This is a genomic window from Bacteroides sp. AM23-12 (genome assembly GCF_003434395.1).
Lineage (GTDB): Bacteria > Bacteroidota > Bacteroidia > Bacteroidales > Bacteroidaceae > Bacteroides > Bacteroides thetaiotaomicron.
Map to the genome: position 1 here is coordinate 1 of NZ_QTLF01000026.1, position 25,869 is coordinate 25,869.

Below are 25,869 nucleotides of genomic sequence, written 5' to 3' on the forward strand. Positions count from 1 at the left end.
ATACACTTATATTTTGTTGTGATATTTAATACTGCAAATGTAAATGTATCAAAACACCCTCTTTTTTTATATCACTCGTTAAACATGCCAATAGCCCCATCCGCAGAAATCATTTCAGCCGTTATTTTTAACCTGCGGCAACGACTGTTGTTATAGAACCTCACCTGAGCATTCCCTGCTTCATCCGGCATCACTTCCGGGTTCCAGTATAATGTGCGGCGATAGTCCTCTTCTTTGGGAAGAACAGAATAATCGGGATGATAAAACTCTACAGGTTCGCTATAGCCATCCAACCAAGTTTTTCTGACTCCCCTGCCTCCTTTTACGGGAATCTCTCCTTCCGGATAGGTTTCAATAAAAACAGCACAACCATATATTTCATCTACATCCATCGGAGACATACGGATGTCAGCATAACGACATCTTGCCGATAACTCCTCGTTGATATAAATAGACTTGATAGCCACCAGGCGAAGTGTCCGGTATCGGGTCTGATCTATTTCAGTAGCCTCCGTTCGTTTATAGTTTATCACATACAAGGGAGAGCGACCTTTGTACTGCAACCATTCCTCACCACCACTATACCTGCGTATGAAATTGGGATTCATACGGACAAGTAGCTCGTGGATATCTTCACCGATATAACCTCCCTTATCCAAAATATCATCCATCTCCGAAGGTACATCGTAGTAAGCAACCGACTTCGAACGATTTTCATAAATATCCTTCTCACGACTCCATTTCTTAGCCTTCACCACCACTTCACCCAAACGGTGATTTTTCTCTCTCATACCCCGTTTTGACAGAGAATCTTCATAAGCATCCATAAAACGATTATAATCGATATCATCACCAATCACAGTATCTGTCTGTAGTTCCTGTTCTGCTCCCGGTTTATCTCTGCCGGACAGGCTTATCTGCATTTCTCCCAGCGGATATTGTGTAGGTTGAGGGCTGAAGACTCTGTCTAATACAATCCGGTGGTCTTTCCGCTTACCTTTCTCCATCACAGAAAGAATCAGATTCCACTTGCCAATAATATCGGTAATAAAAGCAAAACGTCCCACACTGTCTGTTTCAAACAGGTTAAGAGAAAGCGCTCCCGGCGAAGTTTCCTCATCTCCCCGCTTCGCCAGAAAAGAAGAGACTTGTATATTTGGTTTAGGCTTACCTCTAACAAATGAAACAACTTGTCCATGCACTTCAATCCCTTGTTCGGGCATGTACTTCAATTCAAACGGTTCCACCCCCGACTCGTATTTCCATGCATAACGCCGCCATCCCTGCACCAACAACAAGTGATCCAAAGCTGTTCTGTGCTCTTTATCATCCGCTTCGAAATAATAGAGCGGACGATGAACGTAGCCTTTAATCTCAGACATTAACAATAAGTCCGCTAACATAGAATGCCGGCTTTCCACTTCTTCCCATCCGTCACGCACAGATACTGATATCGGAGCGGACACAGGCTTACCCGCCGTGTCACGTACTGAAAAGTCCAATAAGACACGATCAAACGGCTGATAATCCTCTTTGTTTTTCCGGACACTGATTGTCAATGGCTCCGGTTTTCTCATAAAGATAAGGCGGTCGGCAATAATCTGTCCTGCTGTATCAAACAATACGATCTGTGCCACCCCTGCCTTCCATTCCGTCTTGTCAAGTTTGAAAGAGACAGGTGTATTTTTCCGGATGTTCAACAGACAATAATTAAGCAGTTTCCCATGACCAAGCACAGCTAAGCCTAAGACAGACTCCGGTGTATGCGGATTCTTTTGTACACTGACTGCTATACTGTCTTCCGAAGAAAGATTATCAACTTGCAAGACATATCCCTGCAACCGGGCTTCCGGCAAATCAAAACGGTACTTTTTGCCATTCAACTCCACCTCAGCCTTATGATTCTCTCCGTTCGTAGGAGTATACACAAAGGTGCCACGTCCTTCGTGTACAGTGGCAAAGGAGGCGATTTCTTTCTTTTCCCGGTTGATAACCGTTCCGGACAGTGCGATCGGATTTCCATAGGCATCCGTTGCCTCAAAAGCAACGCGGGAAGGAATGCCTTCGACCAAATTTCCTCCTTCAGGAAAAAACTTCAGATTGACTTTTTTCTCCTTAGCCGTTTTTTTCCGTACCTGCGGATATTTATAAACAGCATATTTCTGTATGTTCTTCTCTTTAAAATCACCAGCTGCCCGAGGCTTATCGAATACCGGAAGAACCCGGGAGAAAATAACCTCCTCTCCAAAGTTCAACATATATTTCGTATAGGCACGAACCTCATAAAAACCGGAATAAAAAGGTAGTTGTGTTAATTCGAAACTACCGTGGCAACGGCCGTTCCTAACAGGCAATACACGTTTCGCTATGACTTCCCCACCCGGATTCAACAATTCGACATAAAGGGTTTTACTCAAATCCGACGGGCGGTTCAGTTCGGATGTCACAACATAACACTGAAACCAAACAGGGTCTCCCTGATAATAACTGGTATTGTCGAAATGTAAATAGACTTTTTCCTGTGGCAGCATTTCTCCGAAATTCTGCACTGCTTCAATATAGCCCGATAATTTACGAACGATACTGTCCGGCATCTGGGCTTGCAAAGAAAATGGCAGTGCCGACAAGAGGAATAGTAAGACGAGGATAGCCCTGTTCATCATAATTCATCTATTTCAAATTCGTGTTTAAGATTAGATCTGTCCTACTCCGGAGAGAATCTGTTCTCCAGTGATTACCAGCCAAATATAGGAAAAAGAATTGAAAAATTGGGATGATTTACTCATTTTTATATGCTATACCATATCATCTCCCGTCTTGGCAAATGTAACACGAATCGTCTTATGAAACGGAATGAAACGCGAGATAACAGCTATTATGACCGATATCACCAACAGATAACCTAATATTTCTTTCAGTGCAAGCAACAGACTCTGCTCCTGCAAAGTTCCATAAAGAGAATGGGTAGCTATCTGTACCGCTTCATCATATCTGTGTCCTTGTGCAAGCGCATTATTCAGAGACTGAGTATAACGGGACGCAGCCAGCGGGTCGGCAGTCGTGATAGTCTCCGACAAAGAATATATATATTTCTGTTGCAGACGATACAGCATATTGCTGTAAAAAGAAGTAGCCATGATAGGTGCCAGTACCGAACGGAAGATTATCAGAAAGAAAGCATTCGACAACAAAAACTTCGGGTTCAAATCTTCTACGGCAAACAGGGCAAAGGCTATAATCAAAGTCAACATACCCAATCCGCGGAAAAAGATGGGCATATATAACATTTCATACGTACTGTTCGGCGCAATGCCAAAATATAGAATACCAAAGAAAATAACAAAACAACTCATTCCGCCCGCTATCAGAAACCGGAAGCGCCAACGTTGCCAACGAAACCACCAGAAACAGATAAAAGCTCCGATTACATACCCCGGAAGCAAAAAGATATAAAGAGAATAGGTATGCGTGCTGTCCACTTTCAGGATGATGCTCAGGTAATTGGTCAATAATGTGGTGGATGTACTGAAAAACATAACAAGCATCATATAGAAATATCCGATGATTGCTTTAGGCTGAAACAGAGGGGCAAGACTAACATAGGGATTCTTCGAATGGTGCTGAATCCAGATAAATAATGCAATCAGTATAGGGGAAATTACAATATAAGCACAAAGTTTGGCAGAAGCCATCCAATCCAGAACTTTCCCATAATTGATGACGTAAATCAGCATCAGCAACCCTACCGAAATGATAAACATCTCCCGAATATGCAAATCGGATAACGGTACCGATTTAATCGGGCGGTTATGCCGGAAGCAGATGATAACAAACAGAATAGAAACCAGAATCAAAAGCATCATGAAGTAATACATATACTTCCAGTTATAGTGATATGCCAATTGCGCAGTGACCAGCATGGAGGCCTGTCCGCCCCCATACACCAATGGATAAAAATAGGAATAGAACTCGCTACGGATATTCTTCGCACTGAAAATCTTCTGTGCATAACGAATAAACCATAACATCAGAAAACCTTTCAGAAAGCCGATAGCAAAACTGCAGGCTATCAGAATATCGGCATTCTGCGAACGGGCGCAAATCCAACTCAAAAAGAACTGCAGGAGCAAGTCTATCAGCAAGAGAAACTTGACCGAAACGGCTGCCAGCACTTTAGGAATAATAGGATAAGCAATGGCCATGCCTGCCGAAGCCGCATAATATCCCATCGTTATATCTTCCGAATTGGTTCCAAGCGTATTCGATACTTCGAGCATACTTCCGGTATACGAACCATTCAGCATGGTAACCGGAAGAATTACAATGAAAATGCAACAGAACCCCAGCCAATCGGGCACCCAGGAACGAACGGGTACTCCCAACTCTTTCATTGTTATCATTTGCGCAAAGCTTCTGTTTCAACCATCATACCCGCTCTTAATTGTGCCATTTCTTCAGTAGAGATATTCTCCAGCTCTATCCGTACCGGGATACGCTGTTGTACTTTCACAAAGTTTCCCGCGGAATTGTCTGTGGGGACCAGAGAATATTTCGACCCGGTTGCCTCCGAGATAGCAGTGACTTCCCCGTTAAAAATCTTCCCGGGCAACGCATCTACTTTAACGCGCACCTGCTGACCAATATAGATATTGGCAATCTGTGTTTCCTTATAATTAGCAGTAATCCATTTATCCTTGTTGCGTACCAGATAAGAGATGGTTTGTCCCGTCTGGACATACTGTCCGGGTTCTAAGGTGCGCCTGCCCATATATCCATCGTATGGAGCAGTGAGTACCGTATAAGACAAGTTCAATTTAGCCAGATCCAAATCCGCTTCTTTACGCAAGATACCGGCTTGAACTCCGGTTGTCTTTTTACTAGTTTCCGCATATTGCGACAAAGCAGCCTGTTTTTGTGCGACTAATGCCTGATAGCGTGCCTCAGCTGCTTCATACGCGGCTTTGGTCTGCTCGTACTGTTGTTCCGGCACCGATTCTTCTTTCAGCAAACGTTCAAAGCGATGATAGTCCTGTTCCAATTGCCAGAGCTTCGCCTTCGCTTCGGCTATATTGGCATCCTGCACGGCTATATTAGTATGGGAAGTTTCGATACCTGAGTGAAGAACATCCTGCAAACCGTGCGCATCCAGCAGAGCTGCTTCGGCTTCCTTCACTTTAATTTGATATTCACGGTTATCGAGCACTAACAAGGTATCTCCCTGACGCACATATTGATGTTCCTTGAAACGGATATCCTTGATATATCCCGAAGCACGTATATTTAACGGAGCAACGTATTGGTCTACAAAAGCATCATTGGTCACTTCGTAGTTAATGTAACGCCAAAAATAAGTAATAGTCCACCAGAGCCCGGAGACAGCCAAACATACACACACCATATTTAATATGATGTTGCGAGCTCTCATTTTTTTAAGTTTCCGTTTTTTTTCCTTTAATGTTGCCATAACCCTAATATATTATAGACGACCACAAGCCTTCTGAAGTTGATAATAAGTATAAATCACACGAGTGCGGGCAGTGACCAGCTGCAACTCTACATTCAAACGGACAGAGTTGGCATCCAGCAAGTCAGTCAGAATAGCCAACTGATTCAGATAACGGTTCTGCATAATACGATAGTTCTCCTGCGCCTGCCGGACAGACAACTGTAAGGCTTCTACCCGTTGCAAAGCTTCCTGATGCCGCAGAAAAGCAGTGCGCACATCCATACGGATTCTCTGCATCTTCTGCTCTTCATCATTCTTACGCAAAGACACCATCAGTTTGCTTTCCTTTATTTTATGACTGTTTTTGTAGATTGAGGATAAAGGATAAGAAACCGACAGTCCTACATTCCAGTTATTGTTGTACATATCCGCCAATGTACGCGAAACAGGGCGTGCCAGTGTATTTGAGGCATACAGCGATATGCTGGGAAGAGACAACGACTGAGCCAACCGGATCTCGTTCCGGGCAAGTTCCGTTTGTTTTCTGAGCAATTTCATTGCCGGATCATTTGTGTAAGCAAGGGTGATATAGTCGTCATACGCTTCCAGAGCAACTGCCTGATGCAGTAGGGTCGTATCCGGTTTCAGTAACAGGTTCTCATCCTGTCCCAATAAAATATCCAACTGCTGCGACACGAGTACGATGCTATTTTCCGTTTCCTGCAAAGACAAACGGTCGTTCGTCAACTGCATCTCGCTGCGCAATACATCATTATTCGTTATCACCCCCTCCTTTTTCATCCGGCGAATATCCCGCAGGCGTAATTCGGATTCCTCAATGTTCCGCATCAATATCTCATGCTGCTTGAAAAGGCTGAACAGATTCATGTATTGGTTCAGCAAACCAAGTTTGATTTCCGCCTGGTCTGTTAATGTCTGCAACTCGGCAACTTGTTTTTCCATCTCTGCCTTACGGATAGTCCTCCGAATCTTGCCACCTTGATACAGTGGTTGGGAAAAGTCGATGGCGTAATTCTGTGACCAGTCCGGAATATCCGGATATGTCGGGCCGGACAATCCCCGTTCCCAAACGACCGGCTGTCCCACAAAACCTCCTTTCAATCCCACTTGCAGATCGGGCAGTGATGATGTGCGTGCCGTCTGTGTCCGTTCTTGTGCCATGGCTTCTTTGAGCGCATCCGCCTGAAGCTGCAAACTATGCTGCACCCCCCGTTCGAAAAGCTGGTCTACGGAAAGAAATAAAGAATCCGTCTGCGCCTTTGCCGGCTGACCGGCGAACATCAGGCAGAGCGGCCCCATCAGATATACCCTATACGTTTTCAAGAACATCGTATACTCTCTTTAATTCCGATAACATGAGTTCAATGCTTTCTATGCCAATCACCTGTTCCGCGTATACATAAACCTGATCCAGTATGGGACGAATCTGTTCCTTAAACTCCTCTCCTTCCGGAGTCAGATAAACCAGTTTGTTGCGGCGGTCTGCCGGATCTTCCTTCCGGTGGACATACCCTTTCTTCTCCAGATTGTTCATCAGATTGGTCAGACATGCTTTGTCTTTTGCGATACGTTCAGCCAATATTTGCTGGCTAATGCCTTGTTCATGCCATAAACAGCTCAGTACCTGAAGCATTTCGAATGTGATACCTGCGTTGTTCTTTCTCAGTGTCCGCTGCATCGACCTACGAAAAGCCATGCGGGTACGGAAAACCTGTAGCATGAGTTCTCTAAACTCTGCTCCTTCTCTTATCATAAAAGTACTTTTTACCTTTTTCGGGCGCAAAGGTATGTATTTCTACCGAATTAGTCAAATGTTTGACTAATTTCGTATAAAACAACTCTATAAATTGTTCCATTCACCCACACTAATCTCTAATTTTCAAAATAAATGAGCAGAATCTTTGTTCATCTGAAATCTTTTATTTTACTTTGCATCACAAAGTACTTTTTATATGAATAAAGATAAAGCATTAGAATCAGTAAATGAGATAAAAGAGTTGATGGAAAAGTCCTCCAAGTTTATCTCGATCAGTGGATTAGCGGCTATCATGGCCGGAGTTTACGCACTAGCGGGTACATACATCGCCACATGCTTTGTTACCCCGGACACAACATTAATCACAGCCTTGAAGCTGATGATTATAGTGGCCATCCTTGTATTGGCAGCTGCCGCCGTCACTGCCGGCATACTGTCTTACAACAAGTCCAAAAAGCTGCGACAAAAATTTTTCAGCAAGCTGACCTATCGGGCATTATGGAATTTTTCACTTCCGATGCTGACCGGAGGCGCTTTATGTATTTCTCTGCTGCTGCATGGATATTATGACATTTTATCCTCGGTCATGCTTTTATTCTATGGACTGACTTTGGTCAATGTTTCTAAATTTACCTATGCCAATATAGCTTGGTTGGGATACGCTTTTATCTGTCTGGGAGTCATAGATAGTTTTTGGGAAGGCCACGCCTTACTGTTCTGGACGATAGGTTTCGGTGGATTTCATATCCTCTATGGAATACTGTTCTATTTACATTACGAAAGAAAGCAGTCATAAATGATAGAAGCATTTCAAAATATAAATAAGGCATTCGAGAGTAAGGTCCGGCTAGGAATTATGGCTGTTCTGATGGTCAATGAGGAAGCTGATTTCAATTTTCTGAAAGAACAACTCTCACTGACAGACGGCAATCTGGCCAGCCACACCCGTGCGCTGGAAGAACTCGGCTACATCGAATGCAGCAAAGGCTTTGTAGGACGAAAACCGCGAACTGTTTTCCGGGCCACAAAGCAAGGCAGAGAAGCCTTCAAATCTCATATTGAAGCCCTGGAGAATTTTCTAAAGTCAACATAATAATTCACTAAACACTATTATCTTATGGACGGTTTCAATGAAAAATCAACTGAGCAAGTGCAGGAACAACAACCGCTGGGATGCCTCCGCCGCTTCTCTAAAACAATCAAGGTCATCATTATCGGAGGATTAATCATTCTTCTGATGATACCGATGTTCATGATCGAAGATCTTATTTCCGAGCGGGGACGCACGCAGGAAGAAGCAATTAATGAGGTAAGCGAGAAATGGAGCCTTGCCCAAACCATTACCGGTCCCTATCTGAATATCCAGTATCCGGTAACGACAGAGAACAACGGGGAAAAGAAGATATCAATCAAGGACCTTTTCTTGTTTCCGGACGAACTTCTGGTCAATGGACAATTGAAAACCGAAATACTCAAAAGAAGTATTTATGAAGTGAACGTGTATCAGTCGGAACTGACTTTGAAAGGTTTATTCAGTCCCGAAGAGCTGATAAAAAGCAGGGTGGATATGGAACAACTACAATTTGACAGAGCTGCCATCTGCCTGAACCTGACGGATATGCGGGGCATCAGCGAACAGATCAGTATCACGCTGGGAGATTCAGTTTACGTCTTTGAACCGGGAATGGATAACAGAGGGATAGGCGCTACGGGAGTACACGCCATTACCGACTTATCCGATCTGAAGAAGAACAAGAAACTGCCTTATGAGATTAAAATCAAGCTGAAAGGTTCGCAGTCCATCAACTTTATCCCATTGGGTAAAACGACCCGTGTTGATTTGAAAGCCAACTGGAATACTCCAAGTTTTACAGGAAACTACTTGCCCAACAACCGCGAGATTACAGAAAAAGAATTCTCGGCACAATGGCAGGTACTGAATCTGAACCGCAACTATTCGCAGGTTCTGGTGAATTACAACAATACCAATATCAAGGATATTGAGAACTCCAGTTTCGGCGTCAACTTCAAAATACCGGTAGAGCAGTATCAACAGTCCATGCGTTCAGCCAAATATGCTATTCTGATTATTCTGCTGACGTTCGGTGTCATTTTCTTCACTGAAATCATGAATAAAACCCGTATTCATGCGTTACAGTATTTATTGGTAGGTTTAGCACTCTGCCTGTTCTATAGTCTGCTGCTCTCCTTCTCCGAACATATCGGCTTTAATCCTGCTTATTTGTTATCTGCGGCACTGACTATTATATTAGTTGGCGGATATATGTTGGGAATCACCAAAAAGAAGAAACCGTCATTGATCATGTCCGGACTATTAAGTGTACTCTACCTTTATATCTTCGTTTTGATTCAACTGGAAACCTTTGCATTATTAGCAGGCAGTCTGGGACTATTTATCATTTTGGCAATGGTAATGTATTTCTCCAAGAAGATAGACTGGTTCAATGAGTAAAATTAATTATGGTGTAATAATTACCATGATTGAAAATAGTGTCACTATCCGCTCGTTATAGTGACACTATCACAGAGACATAGTGACACTATCGTGACGGGATAGTGTCACTATATTTAAGCCGTTAATACAACCATCCTATCAGGAACCGGCACAAGACGTCACCACCAATAATTCCTATAAGTGCGACTGTCCATAACTTCCATTGTTTCAAGTTACAAGACACTTTCAAGGCATTAAACATCCAAATCAAAGTAAGTATCAGAAACGGCAATCCCAACAGTGTAAGAATCATTGCCAGGATAAAATAAGGCTGTGCCAGCATTTCTTCGGGAGACATATTCATGTTCATTTGTGACATCATCCGCATGGCCGGCAACAGGCTGATCAGATTCATTCCAAACAACGGCAGCTGAGCAAACAAAACAGTACCCAGTACATCTATCACACGAATGCGGGAATGAGACAGAAAAAGACCTCCCAGATAAAAGAGCAGTGCAGGAATCAGCCACACAATCAGATGTTCCGCCAGATAACACCACCAAGCCGGATTGGGGGCCGGTCCAAAATGAAGCAAACCATGATAATGATAACCCGATATCCAACACAATAAGGTAGATACTATTAAGCCCAGAAAGCCCCATATCAACGCTTGACCACCTGCAATCCGAATAAACGGATTCACTATTAATTTTACTTTGTTTTTCATCACATATCCATTTTAGTTAGTTTATCTATTATATCGTCCAACATATTCCGAACTGTAGGGTAGCTGACTCCTATGTTCTTTGCCATATCTTTCAAACTGCCGCTTGACTTTACAAAATCAAGAACAAATTGCTGCTCTTTCTCCGACAGGCGCGCCAGTAAAGGCAATTCAAAATTGCCACAAACTTCCGTATTGCATTCTTCACAAAACAACCGTCCTACTTTCAATGGAGCATCACAGGATGGACATTGCAATGGTAACCGTTTCTTTACTTCATTCATATCATCTTCATTTATGATGCAAAAGTAGAGATAAATTCGAATAAAACAAACGATTACATCAATAATATTAATATAGAATTTAATTTTATTCATTATTGATTTAATTATAATCATTTTTATATTCATTCAAAGAAGAACTTTCCATTATTATTCACCATATCTCTGTTTTTTTCTATCTTTGCTTTGATTAAAAAGATAAAACGATGGAAATACTATATATAAAAGGAGATGCCACAGCACCGATTGGTTTAGGTGTCAAAGTGATTACTCATATTTGCAACGATATCGGAGGATGGGGAAAAGGGTTTGTACTGGCACTTTCTAAAAAATGGAAAATGCCGGAAGAAGCCTATCGCCAGTGGTACAAATCACAGGAAGAATTTACTTTGGGAGCTGTACAGTTTGTAAATGTTGAAAATGAGTTATATGTCGCCAATATGATAGGACAACATGGCATTTATAAAGACAGTAAAGGACTCCCTCCCATCCGTTATGACGCTGTTCGGCAATGTTTGAAGGAGGTAGCCCTGTTTGCAATTGACCACAAGGCAAGTGTACATATGCCCCGTATTGGCTGTGGACTGGCAGGTGGCAAGTGGGAACTTATGGAGCAAATCATAAAAGAAGAGCTTATCACCAAAGAAATAGCTGTAACCGTATATGATTTATAAATAAAATCAGAGCTATTCGGTGAATAATCCGCTTTTCTTATGAAACACTTGACAAACGGCTTTTAATGTTGTATCTTTGAGGAAAGAAAACTAAAAAAGAATGAGTTTTATTAAAAAAATAGATACATAGCACACACATAAACTGATATATCTTTATATCAGAGCAACCATGATATGGGGCAATAGTCGGATGATTATTGCCCCATTTTGTTTATATTTCCGCTTAATTCATTTTATATTTTCTTCCAAAACTCAAAAAATAGTTTTTAATAAACTCGGATACCGTTTCTAATAAACGTGCAAAAAGTTTATTAGAAACTGAAACTGCGTTTATTAATAACGGGAATAATAAATGTAAGAATAATAGACCTTTCTTTTTAGATGAAGAAACTATCAATATTACGGGCTCTTCTATTGATAATATAAACATACAGTTCTATTATTCCATCCACACAATCGGATAACCTAAATCTCTTTTAATAGCTTCCATACTCTTTCACCAACCGATTTATATCCATCTCCATCACAAAGCAAATACTAAAATGTCTTTTTCAGATATACCATATCCACCAGTTGCTTGCCGTCTTCGTACATAGGATGGTCGTAATTGTCGGTAAAGAAATTCTTTAGCCGATGGGAAATGGTGAAGCCACAATGTTCGTAGAAAGAAAGCGTAGAAGGTACATCGCCTGTACCGACCAGCAATTCTGAGCATTTCCCCCGATAATGATCAAATAAAAATTGAATCAAGCGTTTTCCATATCCCTGCCGCTGGAAAAAAGAGATCGTAGCTATGTTCTTGATTTCATAAATTCCTTCCCCTTCACGAGTTACGACACAGCACGCTTTCAATCCGTTATCATACAAGACAAACATATCGCCACGTTCCAGATAGCGGTCGATCATACTCTCCTGTTCATCAGCCAAAAGCAACAGTTCCAAGAACTCTTTTTTATCCGAAATTACTTTTTTTATCTCCATATTTTAAAACTTTGAACCTTTCATCAGTATCTTGCAAAGGTATAAAAATTCACCTGATAAACAATTTCCCGAAAGTATATCTTGAAAAACCGGCTCAGCAATCTCGCACTATCAATACAAACGCTGAACTTTAAGGGCATATTCTTGTTAACTTGTCACTATCGTGACTGATAGTTCTGTGACAGAATTCCGAACAGGTTGCATCTCACAGATGAATAACCAATAATAAACCTATAACTAAAAATCGAAATTATGTGTACGAGAGTCGTTTATTCAGGAAGCAATGGTATGGTAGCAACCGGTCGTTCTATGGACTGGAAAACAGATATGCACAGCAACCTTTGGGTGTTTCCCAGAGGGATGAAACGGAACGGAGAAACCGGAGAGAACTCGCTGGAATGGACTTCCAGATACGGTAGCGTAGTGACTTCCGCTTTCGAGATCGCCAGTACGGACGGTATGAATGAGAAAGGATTGGTCGCCAATCTGCTTTGGTTGCCCGAAACCGAATACCCCGTAAGAGATAAGAATAAACCGGGACTTGCCATTACAGCCTGGGTGCAATATATGCTGGACAATTTTGCCACCGTAGAAGAAGCCGTAGCATACATTGACGAAGATACCTTTCAGGTCGTTTCGGATATGATGCCGGACGGTTCCCGGTTGGCTACTTTACATTTATCTATTTCGGATGCTACAGGTGACTGTGCCATTTTTGAATATATCGGTGGGAAACTCACGGTATATCACAGTAAGGAATACAAGGTTATGACCAACTCTCCTACTTACAACAAGCAACTGGCACTGAGCGAATACTGGAAATCGATAGGAGGACTGAGCTTTCTGCCCGGTACGAATTGCGCTGCCGACCGCTTTGCCAGAGCCAGCTTCTACATCAACGCATTGCCCGAGACCGATGATGAAAGAATAGCTGTTGCCAGTGTATTCAGTGTTGTACGCAATGCTTCTGTTCCTTACGGGATATCCACTCCCGAAAGTCCCGAGATTTCCACTACGCAATGGAGAACCGTTTCGGAGAGCAAGAACCTGAGATACTTTTTCGAATCAAGTCTGACTCCGAATACCTTTTGGGTAAATCTGAAAGATTTCGATTTATCGGAAGGGGCTCCGGTGTTCAAACTGTCTATTGCCAATGGAGAGATGTATCATGGAAATACAGCCAAGAATTTTAAAACAGCGCTGCCTTTCAAATTTATGGGCGTAAAGGGATAAATTGATAGCAGCTTGCTGCATCACATATATCAGAGAAGTATTTTCTCCACGTCTTCGGGAACATATACTGTTCCCGAAAACTCCTGAGCAGCTTCTTCCGTATAATACAACAAAATATTTCCGAATACTATTCACGCACCACACCACTGACTTCCATTTCAAGGAAGTAGTCATTCTCCAATTTAAAGGTGTACTAAAGAATCAAACAATCATCCAAATCAATAGAAAAATAATACAATGCACTTGTTTTCTCTTATTATTATCGTTTACTTTGTTGGCAAAAATTAATTAACGAGCCATGAAAAACCTACTATTAGCAGCCATGCTTTTCTGCACAAACATAGCCATCGCACAAGGTACTATAGAAGATTACCGTCGTGCTTACTCAGCAGGAGAAAAATTCAGTGCAAACAAAGTATTCTATTCCAATGTCAATCCGGAGTGGATTGGTAAAACGCATTATTTCTGGTATGTACGAAATACTCCCGACGGACGTATCTATGTATTAGTGGATGCCGACACTCAAAACAGAAAAGACTTGTTTGACCACAAACTCGTGGCAGCAGCTTTAAGTGAGGCATCGGGACGCAAAATAGAAGCCACTTCTCTTTATCTGGATCGTCTGTCTGTCAACAACGGACTGGATACGCTACATTTCGTTTTCAACAATCATCGCTGGATGTATGTCATCGACAAAAATCAGCTGACAGATGAAGGTGCTCTGCCCACTCCACGCAAACAACGCCACTGGATGGAAACAGATGATGAAAAGACGGCTGCTCCCGTCACCTCTCCTGACAAGAAATATACAGCATTCATTAAGAATCATAATATATATGTAAAAGAAACAGCTACCGGAAAAGAAAAACAGCTAAGTCTGGACGGTACTTTGGGAAATTATTACTCAGCCTATATCCGCTGGTCTCCCGACAGCAAAAAAGTCGCTTCCTGCAAGATTCGTCCGGTAGAAAAACGCTATGTATATTATGTGGAATCCTCCCCAAGCGATCAGCTTCAACCCAAACTCCACAAACAAGAGTATGCCAAACCGGGCGATGAACTTCCGTTTAAGATACCCTGCATATACGATGTGGAAACAGGACACAGTGTGATTCCATCGACAGATTTATTCTCTCAACAATATTACATTACGGCCCCCGAATGGAACAGCGACAGTCAAGCCATCACTTTCGAATACAATCAGCGCGGACATCAGGTCTACCGGGTATTGGAATTTTCTGCCGCAACAGGAAAGGTACGCCCGTTAATAGAAGAGACAAGCGACAAATACGTTAATTATTCCCGTCGTTTCCGACATGATTTACAAAATGGAAAACGAATGATATGGATGAGTGAACGTGACAACTGGAATCACCTGTATATGTATGACCGTACTACAGCCCAGCCTATTCGTCAGATAACCAAAGGCGAATGGTACGTACGTGATATCCTCCGGGTAGATGAAACCAACCAACTTATTTATTTCTCGGCAAATGGCGTACAAGCTAAAGAAGATCCCTACCTGATCCGTTATTATCGTATCGGCTTCGACGGTAAGAATCTCACTTGTCTCACTCCGACAGAAGGAATGCATAATGCATGGTTCTCAAAAGATATGCAATATTTAGTTGATGTATATTCTATGGTAGACAAAGCTCCTGTAGCCGTACTCCGGGATGCCAAAAACGGAAAAGTCATCATGCCACTTGAAACGGCTGATATCAGTCGTCTGGAAGCTGAAGGCTGGAAAGCTCCCGAAGTATTCACCGCCAAAGGTCGTGACGGAAAAACGGATATGTGGGGAATCATCATTCGTCCCAGCAATTTTGATCCTGACAAAAAATACCCCGTTTTGGAGTATATCTATCAAGGACCGGGTAATCAATACGTACCCAAAACCTTTATTCCTTATAACTACTTTATGAGTGGTATTGCCGAACTCGGTTTTATTGTTGTCATGGTAGATGGGATGGGAACTTCTTTCCGTTCACGCACTTTCGAAAACGTATGTTACAAGAATCTGAAAGATGCCGGATTGCCCGATCATATTGCCTGGATAAAATCCGCTGCCCAAAAGTACCCTTATATGGACATAGATCGTGTCGGAATTTATGGTTGTTCCGCAGGTGGACAGGAATCAATGACAGCAGTACTGTTTCATCCCGAATTTTATAAAGCAGCATATTCTGCCTGTGGCTGCCATGACAATCGTATGGATAAGATATGGTGGAATGAACAATGGCTGGGTTATCCGGTTGGTGAACAATATAAAGAAGGATCGAATGTTGAGAATGCTCACTTGCTCAGTCGCCCGTTAATGCTGGTAGTAGGTGAAATGGATGATAACGTAGATCCGGCTTCTACCATGCAGGTAGCAAATGCGTTGATCAAAGCCAATAAAGATTTTGAGTTAGTGGTTATTCCCGGTGCTCACCACACTATGGGAGAAAGTTTCGGTGAACATAAACGCTACGACTTCTTCGTGCGCAATCTATTAAATACAACTCCGCCGAAATGGAATGAAATAAAATAGTGAATACTTTGTAGAACAGTATCCACTACTTTATTCATAATCCGGTCAGTTACTTTTTCTATGCTCCAGAATCGTATCCATATTTTCCAAAGCCCAGCCTACTAATCCTTCAATATGCGGAATCAAAGTTCCTCCTGTATCTGTCAGATAATACTCTACACGGGGAGGTACTTCCGCATATATTTTCCGTTCAATCAAACCGTCAGATTCGAGCGTACGAAGAGTAACAGTCAGCATCCGCTGTGAAATATCCTCTATCGTTTTATGAATATCGCTAAAACGCATCGTACCATTCGCATTCAAAGTTATCAGTACCAGCATCGACCATTTGTCTCCCAAGCGGCTTATGACATCTCTTACGGGGCAATTCCCTGTCGGGTGAAAGTTTTTCATCTTTTTAACGTTTTGTATTATACTGAGTTTCAACAATAGTTACTTCCATGTAACTACCTTATTCTGAGGTTCGTTCTTGTATTTTTCAATTAAGGTAGATACATTTGCATCACAAAAGTAATAAACTTACTAAAAATAACTATTGTTTCATTTAAATAATTATGATTATGGCAAAGAAAGTAGCAGTTTTAGCAGTGAATCCGGTAAATGGTTGTGGTTTATTCCAATACTTGGAAGCCTTTTTCGAAAATGGCATTTCCTATAAAGTATTTGCCGTATCGGATACGAAAGAGATCAAAACCAATTCAGGAATGGTCCTAATAGTAGATGATGTGATTGCTAATCTAAAAGGGCATGAAGACGAATTTGATGCACTTGTATTCTCCTGTGGAGATGCAGTACCTGTATTCCAGCAGTATGCAAACCAGCCATACAATGTGGACTTGATGGAAGTCATCAAGACTTTCGGAGAAAAAGGAAAGATGATGATCGGACACTGTGCCGGTGCAATGATGTTTGACTTTACAGGTATAACAAAAGGTAAAAAAGTCGCTGTCCATCCGCTGGCCAAACCTGCCATTCAAAACGGAATTGCCACGGATGAAAAATCTGAGATAGATGGCAACTTCTTTACTGCACAAGATGAGAATACGATCTGGACAATGTTGCCGAAAGTCATAGAAGCATTGAAATAATGCCGGAAAGTATAGAAAGGAATAAATCCACACACAAAAAGAATTATTCATACAATTGAATAATAAACTCATTCGTTCCTTTAAAACCAACGGCCCGTTCCTCGGTGTGCAACGGGTCCTTCCTTTAAAACCAACGAGCCGTTGGTTTTAAAGGAAAAAACAGTCACCCATACAACATTCATAATCAACAATTTACGCATTCTGCTTTTAACAAGCAAATATTGCAGCTTCATTCATTAATAAAAACAGACAACAATAGGCCAATTATTGATAAAAACAAGTGCATCCTTTTTCGTACACCTACATATTTTTGGTTTACACATCCGTATAAGGTCGGATTCGAAATTCCTTGAGCAATACATCTACTTTATTATTTTTTAATTGGATGCCATCGTTTTTCAGATTGTTTTTAGTACTTTTGCCCGTATCAAATCAATAAATAATATATCGAACACAAACATCATACTCTCATGAATATGAAAAAATATGTGCTAGCATTTTTTCTATGTTTCATATCTATTACTCCTATTTTAGCACAAAGAGACCACATAGATATTTCAAACTATATTTTATGCATCAATTCCTATGCAGAATCTTCTCCTTGGAGTAACAGGATGATTTCAACCGTATCGGAGTAGGTTCAAAAGAACCCAAAACTGGCATTATATGCGGAACATATGAATACTTTAATGATCGATAACGATACGATTTTAGGAGAATTCAAGAATATGATCTCTCAAAAATACGAGCATCATCGCCCACGGCTGCTAATATTATTGGGAAACCCTTCTCTATTACTACGTGATGAATATAGAGAGCTTTGGGGAGACATTCCTATTGTACTCTGTTCGGAAGAAAAGTTTATAGGTCCTAAAGACACCTACATCTACAAACAACCAGTTACACAAGCGGAGCGTGTTCCGATCTCCCAACTTGCCGATCCCTACAATCTGGTACTTTTATATTCAAACCTTTATTTACGGGAAAATATCCAACTGATTTCTCACATAATCCCTGATATGAAGAAATTCATATTTATCGGTGACGAGCGAGAAATCAATCAGACCAATAATTTGGAAATACAGACAAAGTTAAAAGCCATAAATCCTAATATTGAATACCAGTACATCACGCCACAAAAAATGACAACGAACCAATTATTGGATTCATTGTATCATGTTGATCCGAATACAACCGGAATTTTATTTGCTTCCTGGTTCTACAAAACGACATTTGCAGGTAATACTTCATTAGTTACCAATGCTCACAAACTTATCGTAACAACTACAGCTCCAATTTTCACCCTTAATATGGCTGATATAACAGAAGAAAACGGTGGCATGATAGGTGGTTATACTTATGACCAAAAACACTATAACCAGCAATTAATTCATACCATTTCAGAAATACTTACAGGAAAGCCGGCTAGAGAAATTCCCTTTTATATGCCATCAGATGGCGCACCTATTATCAACTATACGATATTACTCCGTAAAGGATTCTCTCCTTCCATGTGTCCTCCAAACACACATTTTCTGAATAAACCGCTTGGATTCTGGAAACAGAACAAATATTTCATTATGGGTACCTTGTCTTTTATGATATTACTGGCAATCGTATTCTTTTATCGTATCCATAGCCTGAATAGCATCAAAAAAGCACAGCAAAAAGAAATTGACGCAATGACAAATTATAAGAATCTGGTTAATAACATGCCCATTCTCTATATGCAGGAAGAAGTGCTTGCTGATAAAAATGGCATTCCCGTAGAACTGATTTACCGCAATGTGAATGCGCATTTTGAGAAAAACTTTTTCCGCAAAGAAGAAGTTGTCGGGAAAAAAGCGAGTGAAATATTTCCAGAATCAATGCCGGACTTCCTGCACTTCACTCAAATAGCCTTATCAGAAAATAAAGTAATAACATTCCCCTACTATTTCAAAAAAATAGATACCTTCTACGATATAGTACTTAAAGCAAACCGGCAAAATAATATGATTGATGTATTTTGCCTGAACAGCACAGAGCTCCATAAGGCACAACAAAAGCTAAGCACTATCAACAACAAACTCGCCATGTCACTTGACGTAGCTAATATCGTGCCATGGAAATGGGATTTGCGAAGTAAAACAATTTTATGCGACATCAACAAACCGATAGAACTTAGCACACAAGGAAAAGACGTTGCCGAAGAACAACTGGCAGTACCCGACTATCACTATTTTTCCAAGATATTTAAGGAAGACCGGAAACGGGTAGAACAAGCTTATCAGAACTTAATAGACGGTCATTCGGAAAAAGTAAAAGAAGAATATCGCGTAGTCAGCACACAAAAAGGATTTCATAGGATAGAATGGGTGGAAGCCCAAGCAGCCGTTGAAACGCGGGACGAAAATGGCAACCCATTGACTCTTGTTGGCTCCTCACTCGTTATCACTGAACGAAAAAAAATGGAGATGGAACTGATTAATGCCAAAAACCGTGCCGAAGAGTCCAATCGGCTGAAGTCTGCTTTCCTTGCCAACATGAGTCATGAAATTCGTACTCTTCTAAATGCTATCGTCGGTTTCTCCGGTATATTGGCATCCACCGAAGAAGAAGAGGAAAAACAAGAATATGTCAGTATCATTGAAAACAATAATACGTTATTATTGCAGCTCATCAGTGATATCCTTGATTTATCAAAAATAGAAGCAGGAACATTGGACCTGCACTATTCCAATGTTGAAATCAATGATTTAATGAAAGACCTGGAAAACATGTGTCAACTGAAACTTAAGTCGGATGCTGTCAAACTGGAATTCGTAGCTCCTGAAGAACCATGTTTCGCACATATAGAAAAGAACAGGTTATCTCAGTTAATTATTAACCTGGTGACGAATGCCATAAAATTCACCATTCAAGGTAGTATCCGATTTGGATACAAACGTCAGAACAATGAATTATATTTCTATGTGGCTGATACAGGTTGCGGCATTCCTCAAGATAAGCAAAAAAGTATTTTTGGACGTTTCGTCAAATTAAATTCATTTGCACAAGGTACGGGTTTAGGACTCTCAATCTGCCAGACACTTGTCGAACACATGGGAGGTAAAATCGGGGTAGAATCAGAAGAAGGAAACGGCTCTACATTCTGGTTCACTTTGCCTTACAAGCAAGCAGAGACTGTTAAGAAGAGCCTTCCAAAGGACATACAACCTATTGCCATAGAAAAGGATAAGCTGGTAATTTTGATTGCTGAAGATAATGAAAGCAATTATAAGTTGTTCGAATCTATTCTAAAATATGATTATCATCTGCTTCATGCCTGGGATGGTCAGGAAGCTGTAAACATGTTCAAGGAGCATAATCCACAAATTATATTAATGGATATCAATATGCCTGTCCTGGATGGATATGAAGCAACCAAAGAAATCCGCAAGTACTCTGCCAAAGTACCGATTATCGCCATTACGGCTTTTGCATATGCTTCAGACGAGCAACGGGTGATGGAAAGTGGTTTTGACGGGTATATGCCGAAACCTATCAATGCCCGTCAGTTGAAGGCGCAACTGACAGATATCATGCAAAAACGTATTGTATTGCTATGACTTATGTGTTTCCTTACTATCTTTGCAGTTCGAATATATACCACAATATCAATTTATGACTGAAGAAAAAATACATAAAGAACGTCATGGCAGCTGGTGGGCATTGAGTCCGTTACTCGTCTTTCTCTGCCTTTATCTGGTAACTTCCATTCTTGTTAATGACTTTTATAAAGTACCCATCACTGTGGCTTTCCTCGTGTCTTCCTGTTACGCAATTGCCATTACGCGAGGATTGAAGCTCGACCAGCGAATCTACCAGTTCTCCGTAGGAGCCGCCAACAAGAATATCCTTCTGATGATATGGATATTCATCCTTGCCGGAGCTTTCGCACAAAGCGCCAAGCAGATGGGAGCTATTGATGCAACCGTCAATCTGACACTGCATATCCTCCCTGATAATCTGCTATTGGCCGGGATATTCATTGCCGCCTGTTTTATCTCATTATCCATCGGAACCAGCGTAGGGACAATTGTAGCCCTTACTCCCGTTGCTGTCGGCCTGGCCGAAAAGACAGATATCGCCCTTCCGTTTATGGTAGCAGTCGTTGTCGGAGGTTCTTTCTTTGGAGATAACCTGTCGTTTATATCCGATACGACCATTGCCTCAACCAAAACTCAGGAATGCGTGATGCGTGATAAGTTTCGGGTAAATTCTATGATTGTGGTTCCGGCAGCGATTATCGTACTGGGAATCTACATTTTTCAAGGACTATCCATCACTGCGCCCGCACAAGTACAGACTATTGAATGGATAAAAGTCATACCTTATATAATAGTACTGGGAACAGCCATTGCCGGAATGAACGTGATGCTGGTATTAATAATTGGTATCCTGACCAGCGGTATCATCGGCATAGCTACCGGAAGTTTTGGCGTATTCGATTGGTTTGGGGCAATGGGTACGGGTATCACAGGCATGGGTGAATTGATCATTATCACATTACTGGCAGGCGGTATGCTCGAAACAATCCGTTATAACGGAGGTATTGATTTCATCATCAAAAAACTGACCCGTCATGTCAACAGCAAGCGTGGTGCGGAACTGAGCATCGCCGCTCTGGTAAGTATCGCCAACCTATGCACTGCCAACAATACGATTGCCATCATCACCACAGGACCTATTGCAAAGGATATTGCAAAGAGATTCCATCTCGACCGGAGAAAAACAGCCAGTATTCTGGATACATTCTCCTGTCTGATACAAGGCATCATACCCTATGGAGCACAAATGCTGATTGCTGCAGGGTTAGCCAACATCTCTCCTATCAGTATCATCGGCAATCTCTATTATCCGTTTACGATGGGGATCTGTGCCCTGCTCGCTATCCTGTTCCGATATCCGAGGAGGTATTCATAAGAAAAAGAAAGGAAATATTTGTCAATCAAAAGAAAAGCTGTATCTTTGCGCCCGCTATTACGAGTTAGTAGCATAATTCAAATCATTAATTAAAAACAATTATTAAAAATGGCAACTAGAATCAGATTGCAAAGACACGGACGTAAAAGTTACGCGTTTTATTCAATTGTAATTGCAGACAGCAGAGCACCACGTGATGGTAAATTTATTGAGAAGATTGGTACTTACAACCCGAACACCAATCCTGCTACAGTAGATTTGAATTTCGACGCTGCATTGGCATGGGTACTGAAAGGTGCACAACCAAGTGACACTGTACGTAATATCCTTTCTCGTGAAGGTGTTTACATGAAGAAACATCTTCTTGGCGGTGTTGCAAAAGGCGCATTCGGAGAAGCAGAAGCAGAAGCTAAATTCGAAGCTTGGAAGAACAACAAACAGTCAGGTCTGGCTGCTTTGAAAGCTAAACAAGACGAAGAAAAGAAAGCTGAAGCTAAAGCACGTCTGGAAGCAGAAAAGAAGATCAACGAAGTGAAAGCAAAAGCACTCGCTGAAAAGAAAGCTGCTGAAGCTGCTGAAAAAGCTGCTGCTGAAGCACCTGCAGAAGAAGCAACTGAAGCTCCGGCTGAAGAAGCTGCTGCAACAGAAGCTGCTGCTGAATAAATTTCGGCAGGTTCCTAACAAGACATTTGGAAAAAGCTATAAATCCTCTTCGGTTCGCCGAAGGGGATTTTTTTATTTCCTGCTATAGAACATATTAAAATAGTTCTCTACTTCTGAATAAATTTCTTTTCTTTGCAACAGCATAGCTCAGCACAGTCATTTATCTTATAACAGTATGAGACGAACTGATAAAAAGAAAACATTCGGTCAACAGTCCAGCAAAGTTACGCAATTAGCGGATACATTAAGCCAGGCGATTTCCATGAAAAAATTTCGTGAAGGAGATTCTTTGCCTTCCATCAATCAGTTAAGTGCAGAATATGGAGTATCACGCGATACCGTTTTCAAGGCCTTTCTTGATTTGCGCGAACGGGGACTGATCGATTCCACTCCGGGAAAAGGATATTATGTAACCAGTCAGGTGACCAATGTCCTGCTCCTGCTCGACCAGTACACTCCTTTTAAAGAAGCCCTTTACAATAGTTTCGTCAAACATCTGCCTATTAATTACAAAGTAGACTTGCTGTTTCATCAATATAATGAACGGCTTTTCAATACCATTATCCGCGAATCTGTCGGGAAATATAATAAATACATAGTGATGAATTTCGATAATGAGAAATTCAGTATGGTTCTCAATAAGATTCATCCAACAAAATTATTGCTTCTTGACTTCGGTAAATTCGAGAAAGAAAAGTATTCTTATATCTGTCAGGATTTTGATGAAGCTTTCTATCAGGCATTACTCATGCTGAAGGAGAAACTACGGCACTACCCACAACTTGTTCTGTTATTCTCTAAAAATCTGAAGCATCCCCAAAGCAGTAAAGAGTATTTTACCCGTTTTTGTGAGGAACAAGGATTTTTATGCGAAATTCAGGAAGATATCGAGAATCTGACCGTACGCAAAGGAGTAGTCTACATAGCCATCAAGCAACAAGATGTAGTGAAGGTTGTGAAACAAGGAAGACTGGAAGGACTGAAATGCGGAAGAGATTTCGGTCTGTTGGCATACAATGATATTCCTTCCTACGAAGTGATCGACGAAGGAATTACTTCATTGAGTATTGATTGGGAGATGATGGGAAATGAAGCGGCAAACTTTGTCCTGAACAATGTCCCGATACAAAAGTACCTGCCTACTGAAGTAAGACTCCGAAAGTCCCTGTAATTTTTTTGCTGTATTGACAGCACAGTTCAGCACAGAATTCAATCACCAAATAAAAATTTAGAAACCATGAAAAAGTATCCGAAAATCGGGATTCGTCCCACTATCGACGGTCGCCAGGGCGGCGTTCGTGAAAGCCTTGAAGAAAAGACTATGAATCTTGCCAAAGCAGTAGCCGAGTTAATCAGCAGCAACCTGAAGAACGGTGACGGAAGTCCTGTAGAATGTGTTATTGCAGACAATACTATCGGACGTGTAGCCGAAAGCGCTGCTTGCGCAGAGAAATTCGAAAGAGAAGGCGTTGGGTCCACTATCACTGTTACCTCCTGCTGGTGCTATGGTGCGGAGACAATGGATATGAATCCTCATTACCCGAAAGCTGTCTGGGGCTTCAACGGAACCGAGCGTCCGGGAGCAGTATACCTTGCAGCCGTATTGGCAGGACACGCACAAAAAGGACTCCCTGCATTCGGTATTTACGGACGCGATGTGCAAGACCTCGACGATAATACAATTCCGGAAGACGTAGCGGAAAAAATTCTTCGTTTTGCACGTGCCGCACAGGCAGTAGCAACGATGAGAGGCAAATCTTATCTGTCAATGGGTAGTGTATCAATGGGTATCGCCGGCTCTATTGTCAACCCCGACTTCTTCCAGGAATATCTGGGAATGCGCAATGAGTCAATTGACCTGACGGAAATCATCCGCCGCATGGAAGAAGGTATCTATGACCACGAAGAATATGCCAAAGCAATGGCATGGACTGAAAAATACTGCAAAGTAAATGAAGGAGAAGACTTCAAAAACCGCCCGGAGAAACGCAAAAACCGCGAACAAAAAGATGCTGACTGGGAATTTGTCGTGAAGATGATGATCATCATGCGTGACCTGATGACCGGAAACCCGAAACTGAAAGAAATGGGATTCAAGGAAGAAGCTTTGGGACACAATGCTATCGCTGCCGGCTTCCAGGGACAACGCCAATGGACAGACTTTTATCCTAACGGTGACTATCCGGAAGCATTGCTCAACACTTCTTTCGACTGGAACGGTATTCGTGAAGCATTCGTAGTGGCTACCGAAAACGATGCTTGTAACGGTGTAGCAATGCTGTTCGGACACTTGCTGACCAATCGTGCACAAATATTCTCTGATGTACGTACGTATTGGAGCCCTGAAGCCGTGAAACGTGTAACCGGTAAAGAACTGACCGGCTTGGCAGCCAACGGTATCATCCACCTGATCAACTCCGGTGCAACAACACTCGACGGTTCCGGCCAGTCATTAGACGCAGAAGGAAATCCTGTCATGAAAGAACCATGGAATCTGACTGATGCAGACGTAGAAAACTGCCTCAAAGCAACGACCTGGTATCCGGCAGACCGCGATTACTTCCGTGGCGGCGGCTTCTCGTCCAACTTTCTTTCAAAAGGTGGAATGCCTGTTACTATGATGCGTCTGAACCTGATCAAAGGCTTGGGCCCTGTCCTGCAAATCGCAGAAGGATGGACCGTTGAGATTGATCCGGAAATCCATCAGAAACTGAATATGCGTACCGACCCGACATGGCCGACTACGTGGTTCGTTCCTCGTCTGTGTGATAAATCCGCTTTCAAGGATGTATATTCTGTAATGAACAACTGGGGCGCTAACCACGGAGCCATCAGCTACGGTCACATCGGACAAGACCTGATTACGCTTGCCTCTATGCTTCGTATCCCTGTTTGCATGCACAATGTAGATGAAAACGAAATTTTCCGTCCGGCTGCATGGAACGCATTCGGTATGGACAAAGAAGGAGCAGATTACAGAGCTTGTACAACTTACGGTCCTATCTACAAATAAACAAGAATCTTTCGTCCTATTTGATTTAATAATTTAACTTTGCCGTATCATAGT

Annotated in this window: 21 protein-coding genes; 12 read left to right on the top strand and 9 right to left on the bottom strand. The window is 41.8% G+C overall.

What is annotated here, in order from left to right:
- Positions 1 to 71: 71 nt before the first annotated feature.
- The 5 genes from DW640_RS17730 to DW640_RS17750 form a co-directional block, all read right to left on the bottom strand.
- Positions 72 to 2,663, bottom strand: a complete 2,592-nt coding sequence (locus DW640_RS17730; protein ID WP_117578780.1) for a hypothetical protein — start codon at positions 2,661 to 2,663, stop codon at positions 72 to 74.
- A gap of 132 nt (positions 2,664 to 2,795) precedes the next feature.
- Entirely contained in the window at positions 2,796 to 4,400 is a 1,605-nt protein-coding gene (locus DW640_RS17735) for an MFS transporter (RefSeq protein ID WP_199610416.1), read from the bottom strand.
- The gene (locus DW640_RS17740) at positions 4,397 to 5,464 is read right to left on the bottom strand and encodes an HlyD family secretion protein (RefSeq protein ID WP_008765010.1); all 1,068 of its coding nucleotides are present in this window, start codon (positions 5,462 to 5,464) and stop codon (positions 4,397 to 4,399) included. The genes DW640_RS17735 and DW640_RS17740 overlap by 4 nt, the downstream gene beginning before the upstream one ends.
- Positions 5,465 to 5,476: 12 nt before the next feature.
- Positions 5,477 to 6,796, bottom strand: a complete 1,320-nt coding sequence (locus DW640_RS17745) for a TolC family protein (protein WP_117578781.1) — start codon at positions 6,794 to 6,796, stop codon at positions 5,477 to 5,479.
- Positions 6,777 to 7,217 (bottom strand): MarR family winged helix-turn-helix transcriptional regulator, encoded by a 441-nt coding sequence (locus DW640_RS17750; RefSeq protein ID WP_061473169.1) that lies wholly within the window; start codon positions 7,215 to 7,217, stop codon positions 6,777 to 6,779. Before DW640_RS17750 ends, DW640_RS17745 begins: the two co-directional genes overlap by 20 nt.
- Before the next feature lie 202 nt (positions 7,218 to 7,419).
- Here DW640_RS17750 and DW640_RS17755 point away from each other — a divergent pair, with 202 nt between their 5' ends.
- Genes DW640_RS17755 through creD form a run of 3 tightly spaced genes read left to right on the top strand, consistent with a single transcriptional unit; the run spans position 7,420 to position 9,696 of the window.
- Positions 7,420 to 8,019 (top strand): hypothetical protein, encoded by a 600-nt coding sequence (locus DW640_RS17755; RefSeq protein WP_187323744.1) that lies wholly within the window; start codon positions 7,420 to 7,422, stop codon positions 8,017 to 8,019.
- Positions 8,020 to 8,316, top strand: a complete 297-nt coding sequence (locus tag DW640_RS17760) for a transcriptional regulator (protein ID WP_008763041.1) — start codon at positions 8,020 to 8,022, stop codon at positions 8,314 to 8,316.
- A 24-nt stretch (positions 8,317 to 8,340) separates the two neighbouring features.
- The gene (gene creD, locus DW640_RS17765; protein ID WP_074858740.1) at positions 8,341 to 9,696 is read left to right on the top strand and encodes a cell envelope integrity protein CreD; all 1,356 of its coding nucleotides are present in this window, start codon (positions 8,341 to 8,343) and stop codon (positions 9,694 to 9,696) included.
- A gap of 124 nt (positions 9,697 to 9,820) precedes the next feature.
- Here the strand turns inward: creD and DW640_RS17770 are convergent, their stop codons facing one another.
- Together DW640_RS17770 and DW640_RS17775 are read right to left on the bottom strand one after the other, a co-directional pair.
- Positions 9,821 to 10,405, bottom strand: coding sequence for a hypothetical protein (locus DW640_RS17770; protein WP_061473155.1), 585 nt, complete (start codon positions 10,403 to 10,405; stop codon positions 9,821 to 9,823).
- The gene (locus DW640_RS17775) at positions 10,405 to 10,686 is read right to left on the bottom strand and encodes a DUF2089 family protein (protein WP_008763038.1); all 282 of its coding nucleotides are present in this window, start codon (positions 10,684 to 10,686) and stop codon (positions 10,405 to 10,407) included. The genes DW640_RS17770 and DW640_RS17775 overlap by 1 nt, the downstream gene beginning before the upstream one ends.
- Positions 10,687 to 10,889: 203 nt before the next feature.
- Between DW640_RS17775 and DW640_RS17780 the strand changes: the two genes are divergently transcribed.
- On the top strand, positions 10,890 to 11,357 hold the full coding sequence (locus tag DW640_RS17780; RefSeq protein ID WP_061473156.1) for a macro domain-containing protein: 468 nt from the start codon (positions 10,890 to 10,892) through the stop codon (positions 11,355 to 11,357).
- 537 nt (positions 11,358 to 11,894) lie between these two features.
- Here DW640_RS17780 and DW640_RS17785 read toward each other — a convergent pair.
- Positions 11,895 to 12,338: an N-acetyltransferase gene (locus DW640_RS17785; protein ID WP_008765003.1), complete on the bottom strand. Its 444-nt coding sequence runs from the start codon at positions 12,336 to 12,338 to the stop codon at positions 11,895 to 11,897.
- 252 nt (positions 12,339 to 12,590) lie between these two features.
- Here DW640_RS17785 and DW640_RS17790 point away from each other — a divergent pair, with 252 nt between their 5' ends.
- Both DW640_RS17790 and DW640_RS17795 read left to right on the top strand, forming a co-directional pair.
- Positions 12,591 to 13,571: a linear amide C-N hydrolase gene (locus DW640_RS17790; protein ID WP_117578782.1), complete on the top strand. Its 981-nt coding sequence runs from the start codon at positions 12,591 to 12,593 to the stop codon at positions 13,569 to 13,571.
- Positions 13,572 to 13,869: 298 nt separating this feature from the next.
- Entirely contained in the window at positions 13,870 to 16,104 is a 2,235-nt protein-coding gene (locus DW640_RS17795) for a DPP IV N-terminal domain-containing protein (protein WP_022471474.1), read from the top strand.
- 45 nt (positions 16,105 to 16,149) lie between these two features.
- Here DW640_RS17795 and DW640_RS17800 read toward each other — a convergent pair whose 3' ends face one another.
- Positions 16,150 to 16,497: a helix-turn-helix domain-containing protein gene (locus DW640_RS17800; RefSeq protein WP_008763033.1), complete on the bottom strand. Its 348-nt coding sequence runs from the start codon at positions 16,495 to 16,497 to the stop codon at positions 16,150 to 16,152.
- 167 nt (positions 16,498 to 16,664) lie between these two features.
- Here DW640_RS17800 and DW640_RS17805 point away from each other — a divergent pair, with 167 nt between their 5' ends.
- The 6 genes from DW640_RS17805 (at position 16,665) to fucI (ending at position 25,815) form a co-directional block, all read left to right on the top strand.
- Entirely contained in the window at positions 16,665 to 17,192 is a 528-nt protein-coding gene (locus DW640_RS17805; RefSeq protein ID WP_008765001.1) for a DJ-1/PfpI family protein, read from the top strand.
- Positions 17,193 to 17,848: 656 nt separating this feature from the next.
- Positions 17,849 to 20,782, top strand: a complete 2,934-nt coding sequence (locus DW640_RS17810) for an ATP-binding protein (RefSeq protein ID WP_233525454.1) — start codon at positions 17,849 to 17,851, stop codon at positions 20,780 to 20,782.
- A gap of 55 nt (positions 20,783 to 20,837) precedes the next feature.
- The gene (locus DW640_RS17815; protein WP_117578787.1) at positions 20,838 to 22,139 is read left to right on the top strand and encodes a Na+/H+ antiporter NhaC family protein; all 1,302 of its coding nucleotides are present in this window, start codon (positions 20,838 to 20,840) and stop codon (positions 22,137 to 22,139) included.
- 108 nt (positions 22,140 to 22,247) lie between these two features.
- Complete coding sequence (locus tag DW640_RS17820; protein ID WP_008763025.1) at positions 22,248 to 22,802, top strand: 30S ribosomal protein S16; 555 nt, start codon at positions 22,248 to 22,250, stop codon at positions 22,800 to 22,802.
- Between the two features lie 175 nt (positions 22,803 to 22,977).
- Complete coding sequence (locus tag DW640_RS17825) at positions 22,978 to 23,973, top strand: GntR family transcriptional regulator (protein WP_008763024.1); 996 nt, start codon at positions 22,978 to 22,980, stop codon at positions 23,971 to 23,973.
- A 66-nt stretch (positions 23,974 to 24,039) separates the two neighbouring features.
- Positions 24,040 to 25,815, top strand: coding sequence for an L-fucose isomerase (gene fucI / locus DW640_RS17830; protein ID WP_016267259.1), 1,776 nt, complete (start codon positions 24,040 to 24,042; stop codon positions 25,813 to 25,815).
- Positions 25,816 to 25,869 lie beyond the last annotated feature (54 nt).